The sequence below is a fragment of the Pseudomonas sp. BNK-15 genome, assembly GCF_047456105.1.
Classification (GTDB): Bacteria; Pseudomonadota; Gammaproteobacteria; order Pseudomonadales; family Pseudomonadaceae; genus Aquipseudomonas; species Aquipseudomonas putida_E.
On record NZ_CP179898.1, the window covers coordinates 5,612,837 to 5,636,960 of the forward strand.

The 24,124-nt window shown below is 61.5% G+C and carries 25 protein-coding genes and 1 tRNA gene; 21 read left to right on the forward strand and 5 right to left on the reverse strand.

Annotated features, from left to right (window positions below):
* Positions 1-5 precede the first annotated feature (5 nt).
* A complete protein-coding gene (locus ACMGF5_RS25910) occupies positions 6-1,388 on the reverse strand; it encodes an amino acid permease (RefSeq protein ID WP_119687444.1) in 1,383 nt (460 codons plus the stop codon).
* A gap of 255 nt (positions 1,389-1,643) precedes the next feature.
* Here ACMGF5_RS25910 and ACMGF5_RS25915 point away from each other — a divergent pair, with 255 nt between their 5' ends.
* Both ACMGF5_RS25915 and ACMGF5_RS25920 read left to right on the forward strand, forming a co-directional pair.
* Positions 1,644-2,540, forward strand: a complete 897-nt coding sequence (locus tag ACMGF5_RS25915) for a LysR substrate-binding domain-containing protein (protein WP_012315221.1) — start codon at positions 1,644-1,646, stop codon at positions 2,538-2,540.
* A gap of 105 nt (positions 2,541-2,645) precedes the next feature.
* Positions 2,646-3,890 carry an aspartate aminotransferase family protein gene (locus tag ACMGF5_RS25920; RefSeq protein ID WP_414157473.1) on the forward strand — a complete coding sequence of 415 codons (1,245 nt, stop codon included), beginning with the start codon at positions 2,646-2,648 and terminating at the stop codon, positions 3,888-3,890.
* A 3-nt stretch (positions 3,891-3,893) separates the two neighbouring features.
* Here the strand turns inward: ACMGF5_RS25920 and ACMGF5_RS25925 are convergent, their stop codons facing one another.
* Positions 3,894-4,196 (reverse strand): hypothetical protein, encoded by a 303-nt coding sequence (locus ACMGF5_RS25925; RefSeq protein ID WP_012315223.1) that lies wholly within the window; start codon positions 4,194-4,196, stop codon positions 3,894-3,896.
* Between the two features lie 139 nt (positions 4,197-4,335).
* On the opposite strand from ACMGF5_RS25925, the gene ACMGF5_RS25930 reads away from it, so the two are divergent.
* Positions 4,336-4,761, forward strand: coding sequence for a hypothetical protein (locus ACMGF5_RS25930; protein ID WP_125923938.1), 426 nt, complete (start codon positions 4,336-4,338; stop codon positions 4,759-4,761).
* A gap of 73 nt (positions 4,762-4,834) precedes the next feature.
* Positions 4,835-6,946: an elongation factor G gene (gene fusA / locus ACMGF5_RS25935; protein WP_046785674.1), complete on the forward strand. Its 2,112-nt coding sequence runs from the start codon at positions 4,835-4,837 to the stop codon at positions 6,944-6,946.
* A 50-nt stretch (positions 6,947-6,996) separates the two neighbouring features.
* On the opposite strand, the gene ACMGF5_RS25940 is transcribed toward fusA, so the two are convergent.
* Positions 6,997-8,439, reverse strand: coding sequence for a SulP family inorganic anion transporter (locus tag ACMGF5_RS25940; protein WP_115274354.1), 1,443 nt, complete (start codon positions 8,437-8,439; stop codon positions 6,997-6,999).
* Positions 8,440-8,541: 102 nt separating this feature from the next.
* Positions 8,542-9,696: a hypothetical protein gene (locus ACMGF5_RS25945; RefSeq protein WP_046785672.1), complete on the reverse strand. Its 1,155-nt coding sequence runs from the start codon at positions 9,694-9,696 to the stop codon at positions 8,542-8,544.
* Positions 9,697-9,837: 141 nt separating this feature from the next.
* On the opposite strand from ACMGF5_RS25945, the gene ACMGF5_RS25950 reads away from it, so the two are divergent.
* The 9 genes from ACMGF5_RS25950 (at position 9,838) to ACMGF5_RS25990 (ending at position 17,951) form a co-directional block, all read left to right on the forward strand.
* Positions 9,838-10,572 carry a secretin N-terminal domain-containing protein gene (locus ACMGF5_RS25950; RefSeq protein ID WP_039603676.1) on the forward strand — a complete coding sequence of 245 codons (735 nt, stop codon included), beginning with the start codon at positions 9,838-9,840 and terminating at the stop codon, positions 10,570-10,572.
* Positions 10,573-11,065: 493 nt separating this feature from the next.
* Positions 11,066-12,391: an isocitrate lyase gene (gene aceA / locus ACMGF5_RS25955; RefSeq protein ID WP_012315229.1), complete on the forward strand. Its 1,326-nt coding sequence runs from the start codon at positions 11,066-11,068 to the stop codon at positions 12,389-12,391.
* A gap of 533 nt (positions 12,392-12,924) precedes the next feature.
* Positions 12,925-14,682 carry an OPT family oligopeptide transporter gene (locus tag ACMGF5_RS25960; protein ID WP_119687449.1) on the forward strand — a complete coding sequence of 586 codons (1,758 nt, stop codon included), beginning with the start codon at positions 12,925-12,927 and terminating at the stop codon, positions 14,680-14,682.
* 401 nt (positions 14,683-15,083) lie between these two features.
* Positions 15,084-15,326 carry a hypothetical protein gene (locus ACMGF5_RS25965; RefSeq protein WP_039604129.1) on the forward strand — a complete coding sequence of 81 codons (243 nt, stop codon included), beginning with the start codon at positions 15,084-15,086 and terminating at the stop codon, positions 15,324-15,326.
* Between the two features lie 150 nt (positions 15,327-15,476).
* Entirely contained in the window at positions 15,477-15,746 is a 270-nt protein-coding gene (locus ACMGF5_RS25970) for a DUF3077 domain-containing protein (RefSeq protein WP_012315232.1), read from the forward strand.
* A gap of 440 nt (positions 15,747-16,186) precedes the next feature.
* Positions 16,187-16,429, forward strand: a complete 243-nt coding sequence (locus tag ACMGF5_RS25975; RefSeq protein ID WP_115274350.1) for a hypothetical protein — start codon at positions 16,187-16,189, stop codon at positions 16,427-16,429.
* A 150-nt stretch (positions 16,430-16,579) separates the two neighbouring features.
* On the forward strand, positions 16,580-16,849 hold the full coding sequence (locus ACMGF5_RS25980) for a DUF3077 domain-containing protein (RefSeq protein WP_414157474.1): 270 nt from the start codon (positions 16,580-16,582) through the stop codon (positions 16,847-16,849).
* A 439-nt stretch (positions 16,850-17,288) separates the two neighbouring features.
* Positions 17,289-17,531 carry a hypothetical protein gene (locus ACMGF5_RS25985; protein ID WP_231386172.1) on the forward strand — a complete coding sequence of 81 codons (243 nt, stop codon included), beginning with the start codon at positions 17,289-17,291 and terminating at the stop codon, positions 17,529-17,531.
* Between the two features lie 150 nt (positions 17,532-17,681).
* Positions 17,682-17,951 carry a DUF3077 domain-containing protein gene (locus ACMGF5_RS25990; RefSeq protein ID WP_012315232.1) on the forward strand — a complete coding sequence of 90 codons (270 nt, stop codon included), beginning with the start codon at positions 17,682-17,684 and terminating at the stop codon, positions 17,949-17,951.
* Between the two features lie 128 nt (positions 17,952-18,079).
* Here the strand turns inward: ACMGF5_RS25990 and ACMGF5_RS25995 are convergent.
* Positions 18,080-18,167, reverse strand: a tRNA-Ser gene (locus ACMGF5_RS25995).
* Positions 18,168-18,301: 134 nt separating this feature from the next.
* On the opposite strand from ACMGF5_RS25995, the gene ACMGF5_RS26000 reads away from it, so the two are divergent.
* From ACMGF5_RS26000 to ACMGF5_RS26035, 8 genes are all read left to right on the forward strand, one after another.
* Positions 18,302-18,973, forward strand: a complete 672-nt coding sequence (locus ACMGF5_RS26000; protein WP_414157475.1) for a Bax inhibitor-1/YccA family protein — start codon at positions 18,302-18,304, stop codon at positions 18,971-18,973.
* A gap of 222 nt (positions 18,974-19,195) precedes the next feature.
* Positions 19,196-20,575 (forward strand): nucleobase:cation symporter-2 family protein, encoded by a 1,380-nt coding sequence (locus tag ACMGF5_RS26005; protein WP_046788253.1) that lies wholly within the window; start codon positions 19,196-19,198, stop codon positions 20,573-20,575.
* An 85-nt stretch (positions 20,576-20,660) separates the two neighbouring features.
* A complete protein-coding gene (tusD, locus tag ACMGF5_RS26010) occupies positions 20,661-21,053 on the forward strand; it encodes a sulfurtransferase complex subunit TusD (RefSeq protein WP_046788254.1) in 393 nt (130 codons plus the stop codon).
* A 1-nt stretch (position 21,054) separates the two neighbouring features.
* Positions 21,055-21,414 (forward strand): sulfurtransferase complex subunit TusC, encoded by a 360-nt coding sequence (tusC, locus tag ACMGF5_RS26015; RefSeq protein WP_174142241.1) that lies wholly within the window; start codon positions 21,055-21,057, stop codon positions 21,412-21,414.
* Positions 21,414-21,710, forward strand: coding sequence for a sulfurtransferase complex subunit TusB (gene tusB / locus ACMGF5_RS26020; protein WP_281869155.1), 297 nt, complete (start codon positions 21,414-21,416; stop codon positions 21,708-21,710). Before tusC ends, tusB begins: the two co-directional genes overlap by 1 nt.
* The gene (locus ACMGF5_RS26025) at positions 21,707-22,042 is read left to right on the forward strand and encodes a TusE/DsrC/DsvC family sulfur relay protein (RefSeq protein ID WP_046788256.1); all 336 of its coding nucleotides are present in this window, start codon (positions 21,707-21,709) and stop codon (positions 22,040-22,042) included. The genes tusB and ACMGF5_RS26025 overlap by 4 nt, the downstream gene beginning before the upstream one ends.
* On the forward strand, positions 22,039-23,043 hold the full coding sequence (locus ACMGF5_RS26030; RefSeq protein WP_115274338.1) for a glycosyl transferase family protein: 1,005 nt from the start codon (positions 22,039-22,041) through the stop codon (positions 23,041-23,043). The genes ACMGF5_RS26025 and ACMGF5_RS26030 overlap by 4 nt, the downstream gene beginning before the upstream one ends.
* A 92-nt stretch (positions 23,044-23,135) precedes the next feature.
* Positions 23,136-24,092: a glutathione S-transferase family protein gene (locus tag ACMGF5_RS26035; protein WP_046788258.1), complete on the forward strand. Its 957-nt coding sequence runs from the start codon at positions 23,136-23,138 to the stop codon at positions 24,090-24,092.
* The last annotated feature ends 32 nt before the right edge of the window (positions 24,093-24,124 follow it).

Sequence of the window (24,124 nt, forward strand, 5' to 3'; positions counted from 1 at the left end):
AAGGGTCAGGCAGGCTGCGCCACCGCCCTGGCACGCCGCTGGGTCAGCGAAACCAGCACGATGAACAACGTCACCCCGGCCGTCATCAGCGTCTCATAACGGTACGCATCACTGAACAGCATGTAGCCCAGTACCATCACGATGGTGCCGATCACCAGCCAGGTCAGCCAGGGGAACAACCACATCTTCAACTCCAGCGGCCGCCCCTCTCGATCAGCCCGGGCCCGCATGCGTAGCTGCGAGACGGCAATCACCAGGTACACCAGCAAGGCAATCGCACCGGTGGTCGACAGCAGGAAGCCGAACACCTTGCCGGGGAATACGTAGTTGACGAAGCAGCCGGCAAAGCCTGCCAGGGTCGAGAGGATAACCGCCACCGTCGGCACGCCGGCACCGGAGATACGCTTGGTCATGCTCAGTGCCTGGCCGCGGGCACCCAGGGAATACAGCATCCGCGAAGCAGTGTAGAGGCCGGAGTTCATGCAACTGGTGACCGCCACCAGCACCACCAGGTCGACCAGCAGTTTCGCCCCGGGCACATTCAGCACCTCAAGTACCCGCTGGAACGAGCCCACGGCCTTGAGTTGCGGATCGTTCCAGGCCACCAGCGACACCACCAGGAAGATCGAGGCCAGGTAGAAGATCGCGATGCGGTACACCACCAGGTTGGTGGCGCGGCGGATCTTGTCTTTCGGGTTGGCGGTCTCGTCAGCGGCAATGGTGACGATCTCGGCGCCGAAGAACGAGAAGATGGTGATCAGCACGCCACCGAGCACCGTACCGAAGCCATTGGGCATGAACCCGCCGCTGTCCCAGAGCCGGCTCACCCCTGAGACCTCGGCCAGCGGCCAGAAGCCGAACACAGCCAGGCTGCAGACCACGATGAAGGCAATGATCGCGATTACCTTGACCAGGGCAAACCAGTACTCGAACGCACCGAAGTTCTTCACGCTGACCAGGTTGGTGCCCGACAGCAAGAACATGATCAGGAAGGCGAACAGCCAGGACGGTACCGCCGGGAAGTAGGCATGCAGGATGTCAGCCCCGGCGATGGCTTCGACCGGGATGATCAGCACCCAGAACCACCAGTACAGCCAGCCGATGGTGAACCCTGCCCAGGGGCCGATGGCCTCGGAGGCGTACGTGGAGAAGGAGCCGCTGTTGGGGTTGGCGATGGCCATTTCGCCAAGCATGCGCATCACCAGCAACACCAGCAGGCCAGTCATGGCGTAGGAGATGAGAATGGCCGGGCCAGCGGTGGCAATGGCGTTGGAGGAACCGATGAACAGGCCGGCGCCAATGATGCCGGCAATGGAAATCATCGACACCTGACGGGAGGTCAGGCCGTGCTGCAGGGAACGCTGTTTCTTGTTTTCTAGCGAAGCCATGGAGAACCCTCGAATGGGTCGGCCGCCGCAGGGACGGCTGAAAAAGTTGGAGCAGAATTCTTGTAAGTCGTGATGTTCTTTTTTCTTGTTTTGAAGTCGCCGGCGGTGCACTTGCCTCCTCTTCGCAGTACCGGTTGTAATCGTTGATCCAGGTCAGTATTAATCTATAGGGCGAGGTCAACAAACGACCTTTTCGAAGCACATGATTCCAATATGGAATGAACTCCTTCCTTTTTTGCTCGGTACGCGCCTGCCATGTCCAAACGCCTGATGCCCTCGACTACCGCCCTGCAGTGCTTCGAAGCGGCCGCCCGCCACCTGAGCTTCACCCGGGCGGCACAGGAACTTCACCTGACCCAGAGCGCCGTCAGCAAGCAGGTCGCGCAACTTGAAGAAATGCTGGCGCACTCGCTGTTCCAGCGCATTCGCCGGCGCCTGCACCTGACGCCGGCGGGCGCCCTGTACCTGACCGAAGTGAACAAGATCCTTAACCAGATCGACATTTCCAGCCGCTACATCCTCAGCTATGGCGACGAAACCGAAGTGCTGCGCATCGCCACCCAGCCCACCTTCGGTGCGCGCTGGCTGGTGCCCAGGCTCAAAGGCTTCGGTGACCGCTACCCGCGCATCCACCTGGACATCCGCAACGAACTGGAGCCGTTCGACCTGGTGCAGGCCAAGGCCGACATCGCCTTCTTTTTCGGCCAGGGCACCTGGCCAGGGGCGACCTGCATCGAACTGTTCAGCGAAGAGGTGGTGCCGGTGTGCGCCCCGCAGCTACAGGCCAGGCACCGCTTCGACAGTGCCCAAGCCCTCACCGAACACCGCTTGCTGCAATGCGCATCACGCCCGGAGGCCTGGCACGAATGGTTTCTGGGGCTGGGCCTGCACAGCCAGAACAGCTACCACGGGCCGCGCTTCGACACGTTCTACCTGTGCATCCGTGCGGCCATCGCCGGTTGCGGCATCGCCCTGATCCCGCGCTATCTGGTGGCCGAGGAGTTGAGCGAAGGCAAGCTGGTAGTGGCGTGGGACCACCCGGTGGCGAGCAATGGCCGGCACTTCATCGCCCATGCCGAGCATGCGGCAGAGGTGCCGAAGATCAGGGCCTTCGTGCAGTGGATTGGTGAACGCGTGGCAGAGGGAGATTGACCAAGTTCGCGAATCCAGGGAATGAACGCAATCGAATAATTCGTTTGCGGAACAACACTTCGGCGCGCTTCGATATTAAGAAACTCGAACAAGGTCCGCGTGCCCATGAATCTGGAAAGTATCAGCCAATCCATTGCCATCGTTCATCCGATTACACTTTCCCATGGCCGTAATGCCGAAGTCTGGGATACCGACGGCAAACGTTACATCGACTTCGTCGGCGGCATCGGCGTGCTCAACCTGGGCCACTGCAACCCGGCCGTGGTCGCGGCCATCCAGGCCCAGGCCACGCGCCTGACCCACTATGCTTTCAACGCGGCGCCTCACGGCCCTTACCTGGAGCTCATGGAGCGCCTGCGCGCGTTCGTGCCGGTCAGCTACCCGCTGGCCGGCATGCTTACCAACAGCGGCGCAGAAGCGGCGGAAAACGCCCTCAAAGTCGCCCGCGGTGCCACCGGCAAGCGCGCCATCATCGCCTTCGATGGCGGCTTTCATGGCCGCACCCTGGCAACCCTGAACCTCAACGGCAAGGTCGCCCCCTACAAACAACGGGTCGGTGAACTGCCGGGGCCGGTGTACCACCTGCCCTACCCCAGCGCCGACACCGGCGTCACCTGCGAGCAGGCGCTCAAGGCCATGGATCGCCTGTTCAGCGTCGAGCTGGCAGTAGAGGACGTGGCGGCGTTCATCCTGGAGCCCGTGCAAGGTGAAGGTGGCTTCCTCGCCCTGGACCCGGCCTTTGCCCAGGCGTTGCGCTGTTTCTGCGACGAGCGCGGGATCCTGATCATCATCGACGAGATCCAGTCGGGTTTCGGCCGCACCGGCCAGCGCTTCGCCTTCCCGCGGCTGGGCATCGAGCCAGACCTGCTGCTGTTGGCCAAGAGTATCGCCGGCGGCATGCCGCTGGGGGCGATGGTCGGGCGCCAGGGGTTGATGGCGGCGCTGCCCAAGGGCGGCCTCGGCGGAACCTATTCGGGCAATCCGATTGCCTGTGCAGCGGCGCTGGCGAGCCTGGCGCAGATGACCGATGAGAACGTCGCCACATGGGGCGAGCGCCAAGAGCAGGCCATCGTCCGCCGGGTTGAACGCTGGCAGCAACGCTTCCCGTTCATCGGGCGCCTGACAGGCGTCGGCGCAATGCGCGGGATAGAGTTCGTCAATGCAGACGGCAGCCCTGCACCCGCTCAGTTGGCCAAGGTCATGGATGCAGCAAGGGCAAAAGGCCTGTTGCTGATGCCCAGCGGCAAGGCGCGACACATCATTCGCCTGCTGGCGCCACTGACCATCGAAGCCGAGGTGCTCGAAGAAGGGTTGAACATCTTCGAGCAGTGCCTGGCCGAGTTGAACTGAGGCTTACAGGCCCAGCTCTTCCGGGGTGAGCATGTCAGACTCGAAAGCGATCCAGCCGCCTTCGAGTTCGGCGTGGCCGTTGACGATCGGACCGTAGTAGGTCAGGCCGTTCTCCAGCGTCACGCAGATATGCGTGGCCGGCTTTTCCGGAGCCGCGAGCGTGCCGACGAAATGCACCTTCTTCAGGGTTTCGGTCACGGCTTCCAGGCCAACACGCATGCTGGGGTTTTCCGAGGCCTCGATATCGCCCCCACGGTCTTCGGCGCTGATGGTGACGGTGGCGGTGTACGGGAACTGGGTGCTCAAGCGGGGTTACCTCGGTGTTGGATGCAGGCTTGCGGGCGCGTAGAGTACGGCAGCTGTGCGCAGTTGTCTCTAATGGCCTCCCCCGCCCTGATCTGTTAGGGTGCCCGCCGATGCACGCCACACCACACGAGGACACCGAGTGAGCGCCGAAGAACCCCTGATCGCCGACCTGTTCGAGGTCGACAAACGCCTGACCCTCAAGCCCGTCGTGGATTTCAACGCTTACCTGCGCAACGCCTTCGGCGAAGGCCCGTGCCGCTGCCACCGCTGCACCGAAGGTGGCGACGAAAGCACCTATACCCACGCCCACAGCTTCACCCTCGATGGTCGCCAATGGCACCGCCGTTTCGCCACCACAGCCGGCAGCGACGTGGCGCAGGTACTGAAAAAAGCCTGGTTGTCGTACACCAAGGCTGACCTGAACCCGGTCGGTGCCCTGGACCTGGCCACCCTCAAGACCTTCACCGAAGCGGCTCTGCACGAGCGCCTGCTGGCCCTGCTGCCCGCCAGCGGCGTTGCCCGCGAAGTGGACGGCCAGTGGCTGCTGCAAGCCCAGGCCGACTGACGGCCCGGCGGTAAAGCAGGATTCTCCCGCTCTGCTACCTTGGGAGAATCCGCTCATCCGCAGGTAGTCCGTCATGGCCCGCACAACGCCCATCGAGCTGTACCGCAACATTGGTATCGTCGCCCACGTGGATGCCGGCAAGACCACGACCACCGAGCGCATCCTGTTCTACACCGGGGTCAACCACAAGATGGGCGAGGTGCACGATGGCGCCGCGACCATGGACTGGATGGCGCAGGAACAGGAACGCGGCATCACCATCACCTCGGCGGCGACCACGGCCTTCTGGCAGGGCTCGACCAAGCAGTTCGCCGACAAGTACCGTTTCAACATCATCGATACCCCCGGCCACGTCGACTTCACCATCGAGGTGGAACGTTCGCTGCGCGTGCTCGATGGCGCCGTGGTGGTGTTCAGCGGTGCCGACGGGGTAGAGCCGCAGTCCGAGACGGTGTGGCGCCAGGCCAACAAGTATCACGTCCCGCGCCTGGCCTATATCAACAAGATGGACCGCCAAGGCGCAGACTTCCTGCGCGTGGTCAAACAGATCGACAAGCGCCTGGGGCATCACCCAGTACCCATCCAGCTGGCCATCGGCAGCGAAGAGAACTTCATCGGCCAGATCGACCTGGTGAAGATGAAGGCGATCTACTGGAACGACGCAGACCATGGCACCACCTATCGCGAAGAAGAAATCCCGGACGAACTCAAGGCACTGGCCGACGAATGGCGTGCGCACATGGTCGAAGCGGCGGCCGAGGCCAATGATGAGTTGACCACCAAGTTTCTCGATGGCGAGGAGCTGAGCATCGACGAGATCAAGGCCGCCCTGCGCCAGCGCACCATTGCCAACGAAATCGTGCCGACCATCCTTGGCTCCTCGTTCAAGAACAAAGGCGTGCCGCTGATGCTCGATGCGGTGATCGACTACCTGCCCGCGCCCTCCGAAATCCCGGCAATCAAGGGCACCGACCCGGACGACGAAGAGAAACACCTGGAGCGCCACGCCGACGACAACGAACCGTTTTCGGCCCTGGCGTTCAAGATCGCGACCGACCCGTTCGTCGGCACGCTCACGTTTGCCCGGGTGTACTCCGGGGTGCTCAGTTCCGGCAACGCAGTGCTCAACTCGGTCAAAGGCAAGAAGGAGCGCATCGGCCGAATGGTGCAGATGCACGCCAACCAACGTGCAGAAATCAAGGATGTATGCGCCGGCGACATCGCCGCCCTGATCGGCATGAAGGACGTGACGACCGGCGACACGCTGTGCGACATGGACAAACCGATCATCCTCGAGCGCATGGACTTCCCGGACCCGGTGATCTCCGTGGCCGTAGAACCCAAAACCAAAGCCGACCAGGAGAAAATGGGCATCGCCCTGGGCAAGCTGGCCCAGGAAGACCCCTCGTTCCGCGTGCGCACTGATGAGGAGACCGGCCAGACCATCATTTCAGGCATGGGCGAACTGCACCTGGACATCATCGTCGACCGCATGCGGCGTGAGTTCAACGTCGAGGCCAATATCGGCAAGCCCCAAGTGGCCTACCGCGAGAAGATCCGCAACACCTGCGAGATCGAGGGCCGCTTCGTTCGCCAGTCCGGCGGGCGCGGCCAGTATGGGCACTGCTGGATCCGCTTTGCACCGGGCGATGAAGGCAAGGAAGGCCTGGAGTTCATCAACGAGATCGTTGGCGGTGTAGTACCCCGCGAGTACATCCCGGCGATCCAGAAAGGCATCGAGGAGCAGATGAAGAACGGCGTGCTTGCCGGCTACCCGCTGATCAGCCTCAAGGCTGCGGTGTTCGACGGCTCCTATCACGACGTCGACTCCAACGAGATGGCCTACAAGATCGCCGCTTCCATGGCCACCAAGCAGCTTTCGCAAAAAGGCGGAGCGGTGTTGCTGGAGCCGGTAATGAAGGTCGAGGTGGTCACGCCCGAGGAATACCAGGGCGACATCATGGGCGACCTGAGCCGGCGCCGCGGCATGATCCAGGATGGCGACGAGACCCCTGCCGGCAAGGTGATCCGTGCCGAAGTGCCGCTGGGAGAAATGTTCGGCTACGCCACCTCGATGCGCTCAATGACCCAAGGGCGGGCCAGCTACACGATGGAGTTCACCCGTTATGCCGAGGCGCCGGCGAGCATTGCTGACGGCATTGTGAAGAAGAATCGCGGGGAGTGAAGCCGCGAGGGCTATGCCGGCGATAGGGCCAGCACAGCCCCCGCAAAAACTCAGTGCTGCTCGCCTGCCCGCTTCAACAGTTTCTTGCAGCGCTCGGACAGATGCACCACCCGCAGCTGCTTGCCCGCCTTGGCATACCGCTCGCGCAAGGTCTTCAACGCAGCAATTGCCGAGTAATCGACGAAGCTCACGTGCTGACAATCCAGGGTAACCTTGGCCGGGTCACCCGCAGGGTCGAACTGGTTGAGAAACGGCGTGACCGAGGCGAAGAACAGCGTGCCATGCACCTGGTAATGCTTGACCCCCTCGGCGTCTTCATGGCTGTCGGCATACAGCTCCCGCGCATGCTGCCAGGCAAAATTCACCGCCGCGATGACAATGCCGAACAGTACGGCCGTGGCCAGGTCGGTGAACACGGTGACCACCGTCACGGCAATGATCGCCAGCACATCGCTCACCGGCACTTTGTGCAGCACGCGCAAGGACGCCCACGCGAATGTCTGCTGGGCGACCACGAACATTACCCCGACCAGCGCCGCCAACGGGATACGCTCGATCAGCGGCGACAGGAACAGCACGAACAGCAGGATCATCACCCCCGCCACCACGCCGGACAGCCGGCCGCGGCCATTGGAGCTGAGGTTGATCACCGTCTGGCCGATCATCGCGCAGCCGCCCATGCCACCGCACAAGCCGGAAACCATGTTGGCTGCACCCAAGGCCACGCACTCGCGGTCCGGGTAGCCGCGGCTCTCGGTGATCTCGTCGGTGAGGTTCAGGGTCAGCAGGGTCTCCAGCAAGCCGACCATGGCCATCAGCACCGCGTAAGGGGCGATGATCTTCAGCGTTTCAAGGTTCCAGGGCACATCCGGCAGGGCCAGCGTCGGCAGCCCACCAGCAATGTGCGCCATGTCGCCAAGGGTGCGGGTTGGCAGGTCGAGCAGGTACACCAAAAGGCCAACGCCGAGGATCGCCACCAGCGCTGGCGGCACGGCGCGGGTCAGCTTTGGCAGCACGTACACCACCAGCATGGTCAGTGCCACCAGGCCGATCATCAGCCAAAGGGGCGTGCCGCTGAGCCACTGCTCACCCGTCTTGAAATGCTCCAGCTGGGCCATGGCGATGACGATCGCCAGGCCGTTGACGAAGCCAAGCATCACCGGGTAGGGCACCAGGCGCACCAGCTTGCCCAAGCGCAGCAGGCCGAACAGGATCATCACCACACCGCCCAACAGTACGGTGGCCAGCAGGTACTGCGCACCGTGCTGCACCACCAGAGCAACGATCACCACCGCCATCGAGCCGGCAGCACCGGAGATCATGCCCGGGCGGCCGCCGAACAGCGCGGTGAGGGTACAGATGATGAAGGCGCCGTACAGGCCCATCAGCGGGTTTAGGTGCGCCACCAGGGCGAAAGCGATGCACTCGGGCACCAGAGCGAATGAAGTGGTCAGGCCGGCGAGCAGGTCGGCGCGAAGTCGGGCGGGTTTCATGGGTGTCCTGTGATGCAGGGCCAGGCGGCCGGTACTGAAAACAATCGAAGGGCGGGATGTTACGGAATTTGTCTGGCAGTGACCACCGCGAGCGGGCCAGCCCTAGCCGCGCGCCAGCCACTCGGCCATTGCTACATCCTCCAGAGCGTACTCGCCGCGATTGGCCTTCCACACCAGCTCCTTTTCCCGCAGGGCATCCAGGGCTTTTTGCACATTAGGTGTGGTGGCGTTGGCTTCGGCAGCAGCCTGTTCCAGCTTGCGATTGACGTCGATGAAGGTCTGTTCGGTGAAGGGCGAGAACGGCTGCCGGGCCCGCGTGCGCTCGGCCATCACTGCCAGCACCGCCTGTTGCAATGCAGACAGCTCGTTCCAGGCACTTTCGTAGTCGCTCCACACCCCGGCCTGATGGTTCAGCGCACCGGTGCGCAGCAGCTCGCCAAGGTTGCCTGCCTCGCCCAGCCCGATACTCACCTCGGTGAGCAACTTGCCGAGCATCTCCGGGCGCCGCCCAACACGCTCAAAGGCATACTCCAGGTCCTCGGCCTTGAACTGGTTGCTGGCCGCCAGACGGCCATTCCAGACACCGGTCACGAAGTCGACGAAGTCCCGCCCCAACAGCGGAAACGCAGTGATGCTGGCGCCATAGAATGGCTGCTTGCTCTTGAGCACCAGATTGGCCAGCTTGTCCCGGCTGGACCCGGTAAACACCAGGCGCAGGCCATCGGGGCGGTCACCCCGGTTGAGGTGATCGCGCGCCGCCTTGAGCGCGAACATGGCGTTCAGCCCACCCTCGCTGTTGAGGGCATGCTGCGCCTCATCCACCACCAGCACCACCATTTGCCCGCACACCTGATGCAGCACCGCAAGTGCCTGTGCCAGTGTGGTACCGGCGGGCAGTTGCGGGCGGGTGAAATCCCAGCTGAGCGTACGCAGCAGGTTGATCTTGTCGATACCCGCCTTCTTCGCGGTTTTGGCCAAGGTACTTTCAAAACGCGCCAGAGCGCTGCCGATGGCACCGCTGATCAACTCGGCAGGGTCGGCATCACGGTCAGACCACAGGTCGACATACACCGGCAGCCAGCCACGCTCCAGGCAGGCTGGAATGAAGTCGTTATTCAGGAAGGTGCTCTTGCCCGTGCGCCTTGGTGCAGCGAGGAACATACCCGAGCTGTAGTCGACGAACGATTCGCCGGCCAGGTCCCGTACCAGGGCTTGAGCCAACTGTTCGCGGCGGAAGATCGGGCGGGCAAGGCTCATGTCAATATCCTTAATTATCCAGATGACTATAATTTATATCTTATAGAATAAAAGCAGGATAAAAGACACCTTGTGATGGACAACCGGCACGAGTCGCACAATTTTGCCATCATGTTGATTCCACCTGCGGAGATCATGGACATGGCGCTACGCCCCTTTCTAACTTCCCTGCTGCTGGCCGCCAGCCTGGCCGCCCAAGCCGCCACCGAAGTGCTGCCGCTGCAGCACCGCAGCAGCGCCGAACTGCTGCCCGCCGCCCAGTCGTTCATTGGCAAGGACGGCAGCGTCAGCGCCTTCGAGAACAAGTTGATCGTCACTGCCAGCCCCGAACGCGTAGACGACCTGCGCGCCCTGCTGCAACAGCTGGACACTGCGCCCAAGCGCCTGATGATCAGCGTCGACAACAACGACAGCAACTATCAGGACAACCGTGGCAATGCGCGCATCATCCATTACGGCACCAGCAACCGGGATGGTGGCCTGCAACAGGTCCAGGCCAGCGAAGGCCAACCGGCGCTGATCCAGGTCGGCCAGAGCATCCCGGTCACCAGTACCAGCACCGACGGCTATGGGCGCATCCAGAGCAACACCGAATACCGTAATGTGACCCAGGGTTTCTACGTGACCCCAAGCCTGATCGGCGAAACCGTTCGCCTGCAAATAAGCACCAATAATGACCGAATGAGCCATGAACGTGCTGATGTAGTGAAAGTACAAAGTACCGACACGACGGTCACCGGCAAGCTCGGTGAGTGGATTACCCTGGCTGGGTTCAACCAGCAGAGCCAGGCCGATCTCAGCCCGTCAAGCCGCACTTACAGCACCCAACGGGGTGAAAACATGACTTTACGTGTCAAAGTCGACCTTCTCGACTGATCCCAGGCAAATCAAGGCCTCGACCAAAGGCCTTGAAACTGACCAGCAAGTCGCATTAGACCAAAGATGTAGTAAGCCCAAAAAAGCACTACAAAACATTTGACAGGCTCTTTTTCCCAAGGGCATGATGGCCTCGCTCCCGCTAATCAGGGGCCCTGGCAAGGGCCTTCGAGGCGCCCTCCTCCCACCCTTGGAGGCACCTCGTGTCTATACGGCCCACAAGGCGGTTCGACGGGATTGCGACTGCAACGAAGAAGTTGTCCCGAGGGACGGAAGCGCATCACCGCAGTTCTGGCAATCGCGTAGCACCGCAGCAAGGCATCCACGAGCCGACCTGCCGGCGCATGCCCTCGCCCAGACTGCAACTCCTTCCCCCTTCGAGCCTTCGCGTTCGCCGCCGCACTCCCCCGAACAGGACAGCCGCCACACCCCTGATTCGCTTCGTGAGCATCAGCACAATTACCCCAAGATCGATGCGACGAGGTTTATTTCCATGGCACTGACACGCGAACAGCAAATTGCAGCCCTCGAGAAAGACTGGGCCGAAAACCCGCGCTGGAAAGGCGTGACCCGTACCTACACCGCCGCCGATGTCGTTCGCCTGCGTGGCTCCCTGCAGCCGGAGCACACCCTGGCCCGCCTGGGTGCAGAAAAACTGTGGAAGCTGGTCACCGAGGGTGCCCACCCGTCCTTCCGCCCAGAAAAAGATTTCGTCAACTGCATGGGCGCCCTGACCGGCGGCCAGGCAGTGCAGCAGGTCAAGGCCGGCATCCAGGCCATCTACCTGTCTGGCTGGCAGGTGGCCGCCGACAACAACTCGGCCGAGTCCATGTACCCTGACCAGTCGCTGTACCCGGTCGACTCCGTACCGACTGTGGTCAAGCGCATCAATAACTCGTTCCGCCGCGCCGACCAGATCCAGTGGAAAGCCGGCAAGAACCCGGGCGACGAAGGCTACATCGACTACTTCGCGCCAATCGTGGCGGACGCTGAGGCCGGTTTCGGCGGCGTGTTGAACGCCTACGAACTGATGAAGAACATGATCGAAGCGGGCGCCGCCGGCGTGCACTTCGAAGACCAGCTGGCCTCGGTGAAAAAGTGTGGCCACATGGGCGGCAAGGTTCTGGTACCTACCCAGGAAGCCGTGCAGAAGCTGGTTGCAGCGCGCCTGGCCGCTGACGTATCGGGCGTACCGACCATCATCCTGGCCCGTACCGACGCCAACGCCGCCGACCTGCTGACCAGCGATTGCGACCCGTACGACCAGCCGTTCGTGATCGGTGAGCGTACCCGTGAAGGCTTCTACAAGGTCCGCGCCGGCCTCGACCAGGCCATCGCCCGCGGCCTTGCCTACGCGCCGTACGCCGACCTGATCTGGTGCGAAACCGCCAAGCCAGACCTGGACGAAGCCCGCCGCTTCGCCGAAGCGATCAAGAAGGAATACCCGGACCAACTGCTGTCGTACAACTGCTCGCCTTCCTTCAACTGGAAGAAGAACCTGGACGACGCCACCATCGCCAAATTCCAGCGCGAGCTGTCGGCCATGGGCTACAAACACCAGTTCATCACCCTGGCTGGTATCCACAACATGTGGCACGGCATGTTCAACCTGGCGCACGACTACGCCCGCAACGACATGACCGCCTACGTGAAGCTGCAAGAGCAGGAGTTCGCCGACGCCAGCAAAGGCTACACCTTCGTGGCGCACCAGCAGGAAGTGGGCACCGGCTACTTCGACGACATGACCACCGTGATTCAGGGTGGCGCATCGTCGGTGACGGCGCTGACCGGTTCGACCGAGGAAGAGCAGTTCCACTGATAGTGGTTTGCTGCTGAAGAAAGGGCCCGGGGCTTGTGAAAGCCCCGGGCTTTTTAGTTCAGGTTTCTGGTTGTTTTCAGAAAATCGGTTTTCCCCGGCTCGAATGAGCCCACGCAGGCCTGAAACCTTCATGCCAGAGGGGTTTCGGCATTGCGCTGCAGCAGCGCCAAGAGCGATGACAGGTGTAGCAGCCGTTATGAGAATGACGCACGTCACATCGCACTGACTTTTCTTTCACTCAATTTTCACGGCACCAAGCAGAGACTAAAGCTATCCCTACGTGATAGACGCTCCTTTGCCCGCCCCTCCCGGCGGGCTTTCTTTTGCTCACGATTTGCAGTGGCTTGTCTCATCGCCCATTGCACCGTCCATTTCAAAAGCGCTACCCATCCGCGCACCGCAATAACTGGCAGATAGCCAAACCGGGTCAAATCTCTTTCCCGGCCGGGTCACACTGTCTGCTACTGAACCTTCATGGCTTTGCGGGCTCAGTTGTGCAGACAGCGCTCGCGCCATCTAGAAAGGGATTTGCAATGGGACATGCTCCAGCCGCCGCCCTACCAAGGGTTCGCATCGAACGTGAGCTGAGCCTGCGGGCTGTGCTCACCGGCGCGGTGCTGGGCATTTTGCTCACGCCTTCGAATGTCTATGCCGGGCTCAAGATCGGCTGGTCATTCAACATGTCGATCATCGCTTTGCTGGTCGGCTTCGCCCTGTGGCAGGGTATCGCGGGCCGCAAGAAGGAGCGGCCCGTTTGGACGTTGCACGAAAGCAACATCAACCAGACTGTGGCGTCGGCCGCCGCTTCCATCATTTCCGGCGGGCTGGTGGCGCCGATCCCGGCCTATACGCTGCTCACCGGCCACCAACTGGACCCGCTGCCGATGATGGCCTGGGTTTTCTCGGTAAGCTTCCTGGGCATCTGGATCGCCTGGTATCTGCGCCCCGCCTTGCTCAACGACCATGACCTGAAGTTCCCCGAAGGCATGGCGACCCTGGAAACGCTGCAGCAGATTTACCATCATGGGCGCGAAGCCATGTCTCGCATCAAGGTTCTCTGCGGTGCCGCGCTGCTGTCAGGGCTGGTGAAGTGGATTGACGGCTTCGTCTGGGCGATACCACGCTGGGCACCCACGCCTGCGCTCGAGCGCCTGACCTTTACTGTCGATCCTTCGCTGTTGCTCATCGGTTTTGGCGGCATCATCGGCATTCGAGTTGGCCTGACGTTGCTGTTCGGCGCCGCACTGGCTTGGGGCGGGCTAGCGCCGTGGCTGATCGACCACACATTGGTAGTGATCGACCCGAACGCCAGCGGCCCCCAGTTCGCGGCGCTGGTGGAGTGGCTGTTGTGGCCGGGCGTAAGCCTGATGGTCTGTGCGACCCTGACTTCATTGGCAGTTCGTCTGTTCCGAGTGTCACGGCGGTTGCCTGCAAATGCGCTTGCACACCGGGCGCCGCGCGCCAGAATACGCTTGTCGCCAGGGCCTGCATCCGGCCTGCTGCTATCCGTCGCTCTGGTCGTCGCCCTGCAGGCGCTGCTGTTCGGGATCGACTGGTGGATGGCGTTGTTGAGCATTCCTTTGGCGATTTGCCTTGCCGTCGTCGCCGCGCGCGTCGTGGGGGCCACCGGCATCGCACCGATTGGCGCGATTGGCAAACTGTCGCAGCTCGGCTTCGGCCTAATCGCCCCGGGCCAGGTGGCCATCAACCTGATGAGCGCCAATACGGCGGGTGGCGCAGCCGGGCAGTCCACCGACCTGATGAACGACTTCAAGGTTGGCCTGGCGATCGGCGCGACCCCGCACAAGCAACTCGTTGCCCAATGCATCGGTATTTTCATCGGCAGCGTGGTCGGCGTGCTGGTTTACCTGATGCTGATACCGGATCCGCAGGCCATGCTGCTTACCGAGCAGTGGCCTGCCCCGGCTGTCGCGACCTGGAAAGCGGTGGCCCAGACGCTGACAGTTGGGCTGGGAGCACTATCGCCGGAGATTCGCTGGGCGATTTTGGTCGGCAGCGTTGTAGGCGTGCTGTTGGGCACGCTGGACAGCCTGCTACCGCAACGGGCGGCCCGCTGGCTGCCGAGCACCGCCGCACTGGGGCTGGCATTCATATTGCCGGCGTCGATCGCGATGATGATGGGGTTTGGCGCAGTACTTACCTGGCTGGTCAACTGCCGATGGCCGAGCGTCACGGAGCGCTTTGCGATCACAGCGGCAGCTGGGTTGATTGCCGGTGAAAGCATCACGGGCGTAGGGGCATCGTTCTGGGAGATGCTACGGACGCTGTAGCTGTACGAAACAGCGTCGCGAACACGGCATGAGGCATGCGCTTGTACCTTTGGCTGCCCTGAGTAAAGGTCAGTTCTGGGTCCGGCTGGTTTCTGTTTGTGTTCGGAAATCAGATTTTTTCCCTTTCTTGTAGTCCATTTCCCAAACATACTTCAGCCGCCTGTTTTCCGTTGCGGTCGCCCTGCTGGCGCTCTAGTCTCGGCCTGTTGCTGCACATCAGCGACATGGCTTTGACAGGCCGCGACGGTATTTGGCATACAGCTATCTTTATGGCGGCTGTACGTGTGGGCACGCTTGCGTGCGCCGGAACTTGCCAATTCCACCGGTCTGTCAACCCACGTACCGCTGCCACCCTTCTGTTTGACAGCAGAGAGGTCGCCGCACTTACAAGGAATTGGATAATGTTAAAGATAGTCCCCGATCCACCCCACGCCCTTCACTCTCTCGAAGATACGCTCATCCAGGCCGCAGACTTCGCTAACTGCGCGCTAGCCGTTACGCATCAGGCGATACTGGTTCAGCCGCGGTCGCCTGCGTCGGCCCTGATGATGGCGTCGACACATGAACTCGAGTCGCTGCGTGTGCTGCTCGAGGCGGCATTGATTCAGGTCCAGATGCCGGCTGAGCCGCGAACACTGCACTAAATCGATAACCCTGTGTTGCCTGGGCTGGCTCTATCGCTGGCAAGCCGGCTGCCACAGGTGCGCGGCATTGAGTGAGGCCGGTGTCGCGACAAAGGGCGCAGCTTACCCGCGAAGGTGCCCGCCCAGGCCCTGGATGCTTGGGAGAGATCAATGACTAGCGATGAGCCGAACGTAAAAACCACTGTAGGCAAGACCACGTTCTTTCAAGGTGAAAACCAGACCCATCCACTGTTTCGCATCGAAGCCGGCATTCCCTGCCAAGATGCCCGGGAGCAAGCTTCGGAACTGATGGGTTATGTGCGGGAACTGACGGTCATCGGCGTGATGGATGAGAAACCGATGATGGTCTGGGCGGCGCATTACCTGAGTGCGTTGGCCAAGGCGCTGATGGATGATGCCGAGTTGGGGATGATGCGCTGATATCCTGATGTGCCAGGCGGTACGCCAAATGCGTCCGCCTCCGCAATGAAATGGCTGTATTGGCAGCCTCAAGCTCTGTAAATGAGCGTAACTGTAGATGCCAATGGATACCAGGCGCGATACCGGTTTGTCTTTGTGTCAGAAAATCAGATTTTTTCCCTTTCTTGTAGTCCATTTCCCAAACATACTTCAGGCGCCTATTTTCCGTTGCGGTCGCCCTGCTGGCGCTCTAGTCTCGGCCTGTTGCTGCACATCAGCGACACGGCTTTGACAGGCCGTAACGGTTTAAGCACATGGCTTTCCTTCTATGGTGGCTGTGCGTGGGGCACGCTTGCGTGCGCCGGAACTTTGCTTATTCCGCCGGTCTGTCAACCCACGTACAGCTGCCACCCTTCTGTTTGACGGCGGCGAGGTGACGGCATCCATAGAGGTAATAAGCGATGTTGAAGATGGTTCCCGATCCACCCCACGCCCTTCACTCTCTAGAAGATACGCTCATCCAGGCCGCAGACTTCGCTAACTGCGCGCTAGCTGTTACGCATCAGGCGATACTGGTTCAGCCGCGGTCGCCTGCGTCGGCCCTGATGATGGCGTCGACCCATGAACTCGAGTCGCTGCGTGTGCTGCTCGAGGCGGCATTGATTCAGGTCCAGATGCCGACTGAGCCGCGAACGCTGCACTAAATCGATAACCCTGTGTTGCCTGGGCTGGCTCTATCGCTGGCAAGCCGGCTGCCACAGGTGCGCGGCATTGAGTGAGGCCAGTGTCGCGACAAAGGGCGCAGCTTATCCGCGAAGGTGCCCGCCCAGGCCCTGAAGGCCTGGGAGAGATCAATGACTTGCGATGAGCCGAACGTAAAAACCACTGCAGGCAAGACCACGTTCTTTCAAGGTGAGAACCAGACCCATCCACTGTTTCGCATCGAAGCCGGCATTCCCTGCCAGGATGCGCGTGAGCAAGCTTCGGAACTGATGGGCTATGTGCGGGAATTGACGGTCATCGGTGTGATGGATGAGAAACCGATGATGGTCTGGGCAGCGCACTACTTGAGTGCGTTGGCCAAGGCGCTGATGGATGATGCCGAGTTGGGGATGATGCACTGATTCCCTGACGTGCCAGGCGGTACGCCAAATGCGTCCGCCTCCGCATTGAAATGGCTGTATTGGCAGCCCCCAAACTCTGTAAATGAGCGTAACTGTGGATGCCAATGGATAACAGGCGCGATACCGGTTTGTCTTTGTGTCAGAAAATCAGATTTTTTCCCTTTCTTGTAGTCCATTTCCCAAACATACTTCAGCCGCCTGTTTTCCGTTGCGGTCGCCCTGCTGGCGCTCTAGTCTCGGCCTGTTGCTGCACGTCAGCGACATGGCTTTGACAGGCCGTAACGGTATGTAGGTAGGCAGCGCCTTCAATGGCGGCTGTGTGTGGGGCACGCTTGCGTGCGCCGGAACTTCCTATGTCCGCCGGTCTGTCAACCTGCACACAGCTGCCACCCAAACTGTTTGACAGCAGGATAGGTGCGCTTCCTTTGGAGATATAGGAATGTTAAAGATAGTCCCTGATCCACCCCACACCCTTCACTCTCTCGAAGATACGCTCATCCAGGCCGCAGACTTCGCTAACTGCGCGCTAGCCGTTACGCATCAGGCAATGCTGGTTCAGCCGCGGTCGCCTGCGTCGGCCCTGCTGATGGCGTCGACACATGAACTCGACTCGCTGCGTGTGCTGCTCGAGGCGGCATTGATTCAGGTCCAGATGCCGACTGAGCCGCGAACGCTGCACTAAGTCGACAACCCTGTGTTGCCTGGGCTGGCCCTATCGCCGGCAAGCCGGCTGCCACGGGTGCGCGGCATTGAGTGAGGCCGGTGTCGCGACAAAGGGCGCAGCTTACCCGCGAAGGTGCCCGCCCAGGCCCTGGATGCTTGGGAGAGATCAATGACTAGCGATGAGCCGAACGTAAAAACCACTGTAGGCAAAACCACGTTCTTTCAAGGTGAAAACCAGACCCATCCACTGTTTCGCATCGAAGCCGGCATTCCCTGCCAGGATGCGCGTGAGCAAGCTTCGGAACTGATGGGCTATGTGCGGGAATTGACGGTCATCGGTGTGATGGATGAGAAACCGATGATGGTCTGGGCAGCGCATTACCTGAGTGCGTTGGCCAAGGCGCTGATGGATGATGCCGAGTTGGGCATGATGCGCTGAGAAAGAGGCACGACACGAGATGTGTAGACAAAGCATTTCCCGCCTTTAACTTAAAGGCCCACGCCTATCGGCATCCCCAACCCCAGAAACGCAAAAGCCCCGAATAATCGGGGCTTTTGCTGAGAATATGGCGGAAGCGTAGAGATTCGAACTCTAGGATAGTTGCCCATCGACGGTTTTCAAGACCGTTGCCTTAAACCACTCGGCCACGCTTCCAGCTCGTTTTGCGGCCGCCATAATACCGTAATGAAACACGCTGTCAAACTCTCTATGTCGCCGGTTGCAGGAGCTCTGATAGACTCCTAGCATCTGAACGTTCCAAAACCACAGGTTTACCAAGGAGTGTCGCCATGCGCGAACAGGATTATGCCGTACACAGCGGCCAACAGGTCGAGCAGCGCGAGGTCAGCAAGGTCCTGCGCAACACCTACAGCCTGCTGGCACTCACCCTCGCCTTCAGCGGTGTCATGGCTTTCGTTGCCCAGCAGATGCGTGTCGGCTACCCGAACATCTTCGTCGTGCTGATCGGCTTCTACGGCCTGTTCTTCCTCACCAACAAACTGCGTGATTCGGTCTGGGGCCTGGTTTCCACCTTCGCTCTCACCGGCTTCATGGGCTTCATCCTCGGCCCAATCCTCAACCGTTACCTGGGCATGGCCGGTGGCGCTGAGGTGGTCAGCTCGGCCTTCGCCATGACGGCCCTGGTGTTCGGTGGCCTGTCGGCTTATGTGCTGATCTCGCGCAAGGACATGAGCTTCCTCAGCGGTTTCATCACCGCCGGCTTGTTCGTCCTGCTGGGCGCCGTAGTAGCAAGCTTCTTCTTCCAGATCAGCGGCCTGCAACTGGCGATCAGCGCTGGCTTCGTGCTGTTCTCGTCGGTCTGCATCCTGTTCCAGACCAGCGCGATCATCCACGGCGGTGAGCGTAACTACATCATGGCGACCATCAGCCTGTATGTCTCGATCTACAACCTGTTTGTCAGCTTGCTGCAACTGTTCGGCATCATGGGTCGCGACGACTGATACCGGTTGCTTGAGCCCGTTGAAAAAGCCCGCTTCGGCGGGCTTTTTTGTGGGTATGTGCAGGCCTGTATGCTGTAGCCCGCCCTTTCTGTGCCGGCTGACCTAAAAGTCAGGTTATTACCCGAATGCTCGCCGATCTTGCTGCCATCGTGCGCGCCACTACCGCAATCCCCCTTCACCCCGTAGAATGCGCTCCTTTTTTCTTCCGGGGCAGCTTCACCGATGAGCTCACACGAACACAGCCCGGGCGCGGATGCGCCTGCCAACGAACTGGTGCTTGGCCTCGAGGACAAGCCACGGCTGCTTATCGGCCTGCTGGCGGCGCTGCAGCACCTGCTGGCGATCATCGTGCCGATCGTGACCCCAGGCCTGCTGATCTGCCAGGCGTTGGGTGTTTCGGCGCGTGATACCAACCTGATCGTGTCGATGTCGCTGGTCATCTCGGGTATCGCCACCTTCGTGCAGTGCAAGCGGTTTGGGCCGTTTGGCGCGGGCTTGCTGATCGTGCAGGGCACCAGCTTCAACTTTGTCGGCCCACTGATTGCCGGTGGTGCGCTGATGGTCAAACAGGGTACGCCTGTCGAAAGCGTGATGGCAGCGATCTTCGGCGTGGTGATCGCCGGCTCGTTCGTCGAGATGGGCGTGTCGCGCATCCTGCCCTTCGTCAAGCGTCTGATCACGCCGTTGGTGACGGGCATTGTGGTGCTGATGATCGGCCTGACCCTGATCAAGGTCGGTTTGATCAGCATGGGCGGCGGCTTTGGCGCCATGGCCAATGGCACCTTCGCCAATGGTGAGAACCTGCTGCTGTCGGGCGTGGTGCTGGCAATCATCGTCATCCTGAACCGCATCCCGGTGGTGTGGATGCGCAGCTGCGCCATCGTCATCGCCCTGGCGGTGGGTTACGCCCTGGCGGGTTACCTCGGCCGGCTGGACTTCACCGGCATGCATGAAGCTGCACTGTTCCAGGTACCGACGCCGCTGCACTTTGGCCTCGGTTTCTCGTGGGCGCTGTTCATCCCGATGCTGGTGATCTACCTGGTGACCTCGCTCGAAGCCATCGGCGACGTTACAGCCACCAGCAAGGTCTCGCGCCAACCGGTCGAAGGCCCGGTGTGGATGCAGCGCATCAAGGGCGGCGTGCTGGTCAACGGTGCCAACTCGCTGCTGGCGGGCCTGTTCAACACCTTCCCCAGCTCGATCTTCGCGCAGAACAACGGCGTGATTCAGCTGACCGGCATCGCCAGCCGTCACATCGGTATCTGGATTGCCGTGATGCTAGTGGTACTGGGCTTGTTCCCGAGTGTTGCCGGCGTGATTCAGGCTGTGCCTGAGCCTGTGCTGGGCGGCGCGGCCATGGTCATGTTCGGTGCCGTGGCCGCTTCGGGCATCAACATTCTGGCCAGCACGCGCCTGGACCGCCGTGCACTGCTGATCATCGCCGTGTCGTTGGCGTTGGGCTTGGGCGTGGCCCAGGTTCCGGAGTTCCTGGCGCACATGCCGGCGGCCATTCGCAACGTACTGGAGTCGGGCGTTGCCACCGGTGGCATCTGCGCCCTGGTGCTGAACTGGTTCCTGCCAGAGAGCAAGGAACACGCCTGATAGCCCCTCCCCGGCCAACCAGCCCGCGCCCACCCGCGCGGGCTTTTTGCTTTATCATGGCCGCATTCCTTTACACGAGTTGCCCATGAAATTCGCTATCGCGGTTTTTTCCCCGGCCCATGCGCCCTCCTCGCGGCGCGCCTTGCGCTACGCCGAGGCGGTGCTGGCCGGCGGGCATGAGATTGCCCGGTTGTTCTTCTATCAGGACGGTGTTCACAGCGCCTCGGCCAACGTGGTCGCGCCCCAGGACGAACAGGACATCGCCGCCCAGTGGCGCGCTTTTGTCGAGCAGCACCAGCTGGACGCCGTGGTGTGCATCGCCGCTGCCTTACGCCGCGGCGTGCTCGACGAAGCCGAAGCCGGCCGCTACCAGCGCCCGGCGGTGAACCTGCCCAAACCGTGGGAGCTGTCCGGCCTGGGCCAATTGCATGAAGCGGCACAGCTGGCCGACCGCCTGGTCTGCTTTGGAGGCGATTGAAATGGCCAAATCCCTGTTGATCATCAGCCGCCAGGCGCCCTGGACCGGCCCGTCTGCCCGCGAAGCGCTGGACATCGCATTGGCCGGCGGCGCTTTCGATCTGCCACTGGGCATGCTGTTCCTCGATGACGGCGTGTTCCAGCTTGCCCCTGATCAGCAACCGGTTGCCGTGCAACAAAAGAATCTGGCCGCCAACCTGCAGGCACTGCCGATGTTCGGTGTGGAGGAGCTGTTCGCTTGCCAGCACAGCCTGGCCCTTCGCGGGCTTGCTGCCGACACCCTGGCCCTGCCCGTTGAGGTGCTGGACGACGCGGCCCTGAAGGCACTGATTGCCCGTTTCGACCAAGTGGTGACGCTCTGATGCCGACCTTGCATGTGATATCCCACTCGCCCTTCGGCGATGATCGCCTGGGCAGCTGCCTGCGCCTGCTCGGCGACGAAGATGCCTTGCTGCTGTGCGGCGATGCGGTTTATGCCCTGCGTGACGGCAGCGAACCACAGCGCCTGCTGCAGGCGGCAGCGCTGGAACAACGCCTGTTCGCCCTCGACGAAGACCTGCAGGCGCGCAGCGTCAGCAGCGGGCTGGCAAAGGCCGTGGACTACCCAGCGTTCGTCGCGTTGTCGTTGCACTATGACAAGGTCAACAGCTGGCTATGAACACCCTGACCGTAGACAACCAGGCAATCGCCCTGGACAAGGACGGCTTTCTGGTCGACCTGCAAGACTGGTCCCACGCCGTCGCCGAGGCACTGGCCGCGCGCGAAGGCATTGCCCTGACCGCCGAACACTGGGAAGTGCTGGAACTGCTACGCCAGTTCTATGAGGAATTCCAGCTGTCTCCGGCCACCCGCCCGCTGATCAAGTACACCGCGCTAAAGCTGGGCCCTGAAAAGGGCAACAGCCCGCACCTCAACCGCCTGTTCAACGGCACCCCCGCCAAACTCGCCGCCAAGCTGGCGGGCCTGCCCAAGCCGACCAATTGCATATGACAGACGCTCGCCCGCTCACCCTTCAAACCCCGGCCGAACACCCGTTCGCCGAATTCGTGCGCATCCTTGGCAAAGGCAAACGCGGTGCCCGCAGCCTCACCCGTGAGGAAGCCCGAGCCGCCATGGCCCTGCTGCTTGAAGGCAAGGTTGAAGACACTCAGCTCGGTGCCTTCCTCATGTTGCTGCGGCACAAGGAAGAGAGCGCCGAGGAGCTGGCCGGCTTTACCGAGGCCCTGCGCGCCCAACTGCATGCACCACGCATCGCTGTCGACCTGGACTGGCCCAGCTATGCCGGCAAGAAGCGCCACCTGCCCTGGTTCCTGCTGGCCGCCAAATGCCTGGCCGCCAACGGCGTGCGCATCCTGATGCACGGTGGTGGCGCCCACACCGCCGGGCGCATGTACACCGAGCAATTGTTGGCCCTGCTGGACATTGCGCTGTGCCGCGATTGGTCTGCTGTCGAGCAAGCACTGGACCAGCAACGCCTGGCGTTTTTCCCGCTGCACGATTGGGCCCCGCAACTGCAGCGCATGATTGACCTGCGCAACATACTTGGCCTGCGCTCCCCCATCCATTCGCTGGCCCGCGTGCTCAACCCGCTGAGCGCCCGCTGCGGCCTGCAGAGCATCTTCCACCCCGGCTACCAGGCCGTACACCGCGAGGCCAGCCGGCTGCTGGGTGACCATGCGGTGGTCATCAAGGGCGATGGCGGCGAAATCGAAGTCAACCCGGATGTCATCAGCCACCTGTACGGCACCAGCGCAGGTGAAAACTGGGACGAAGAGTGGCCGGCGCTGAGTGAGCGGCGCCATGTAAAACCTGCAAGCCTGCAGCCCGAACAACTGCTGGCGGTTTGGCGTGGCGAGGCTCAGGACAGCTATGGGGAAATGGCCGTGGTGGCGACCATGGCCCTGGCGTTGCGCGGCTTGGGGCAGGACCGGGAGCAGGCGTTCGCGACCGCACGCGGCTATTGGGGCGCTCGAAACCAATCGAATAACTAGATCATTTTTGCGCAGTCTTTGCGCTATTTATTCGAACGCTTTGCCCTAGACTGGGCTCCAACGACAAACAACTTTGTTCCGAGGAGCTCACCATGGGCCTTTTGATCGACGGCCGCTGGCACGACCAGTGGTACGAAAACGGCAAGGATGGCGCCTTCAAGCGCGAGAACGCCCAGCGCCGCAATCAGTTGCCCGCCCCCGAAGCCGGTCGCTACCACCTGTATGTGTCGCTGGCCTGTCCATGGGCTCACCGCACCCTGATCGTGCGTGCGCTCAAAGGCCTGGAGCCGCTGATCGATGTGTCGGTGGTCAGCTGGCTGATGCAGGAAAACGGCTGGACCTTCGACCAGCAACAGGGCTCCACGGGCGATCACCTCGACGCCCTGGAATTCATGCACCAGCGCTATACCCAAGATGACCCGCACTACACAGGCCGCGTGACCGTGCCCGTATTGTGGGACAAAAAGGAAAAGCGCATCGTCAACAACGAGTCGGCGGAGATCATCCGTATCTTCAACAGCGCCTTCAACGAACTGACAGGCAATACCCTCGACCTGTATCCGCAGCCGCTGCGCCCGACCATCGAAGCGCTCAATGCACGCATCTACCCAGCGGTGAACAATGGTGTTTACCGTGCAGGCTTCGCCACTACGCAAGAAGCCTACGAGGCTGCGTTCGACGAAGTGTTCAACGAGCTGGACTACCTGGAAGCGCTGCTGGACCGCCAACGTTACCTGGCAGGCGAGCACCTGACCGAGGCCGATGTGCGCCTGTTTACCACGCTGGTGCGCTTCGATGCGGTGTATCACGGCCACTTCAAGTGCAACCTGCGCCGGTTGAGCGACTACCCGAACCTGTCAAACTGGCTGCGTGAGCTGTACCAGTGGCCGGGTGTGGCGCCGACGGTGAACATGGAGCACATCCAGAAGCACTATTACATGAGCCACAAGACCATCAACCCGAACGGAATCGTGCCCAAGGGGCCGCTGCAGGACTTCAACCTGCCGCATGATCGGGAGCGGTTGCCAGGCAAAGGGATCTGGGGCTGAGAAAGTTGGGGCTGCGTTGCAGCCCATCGCCG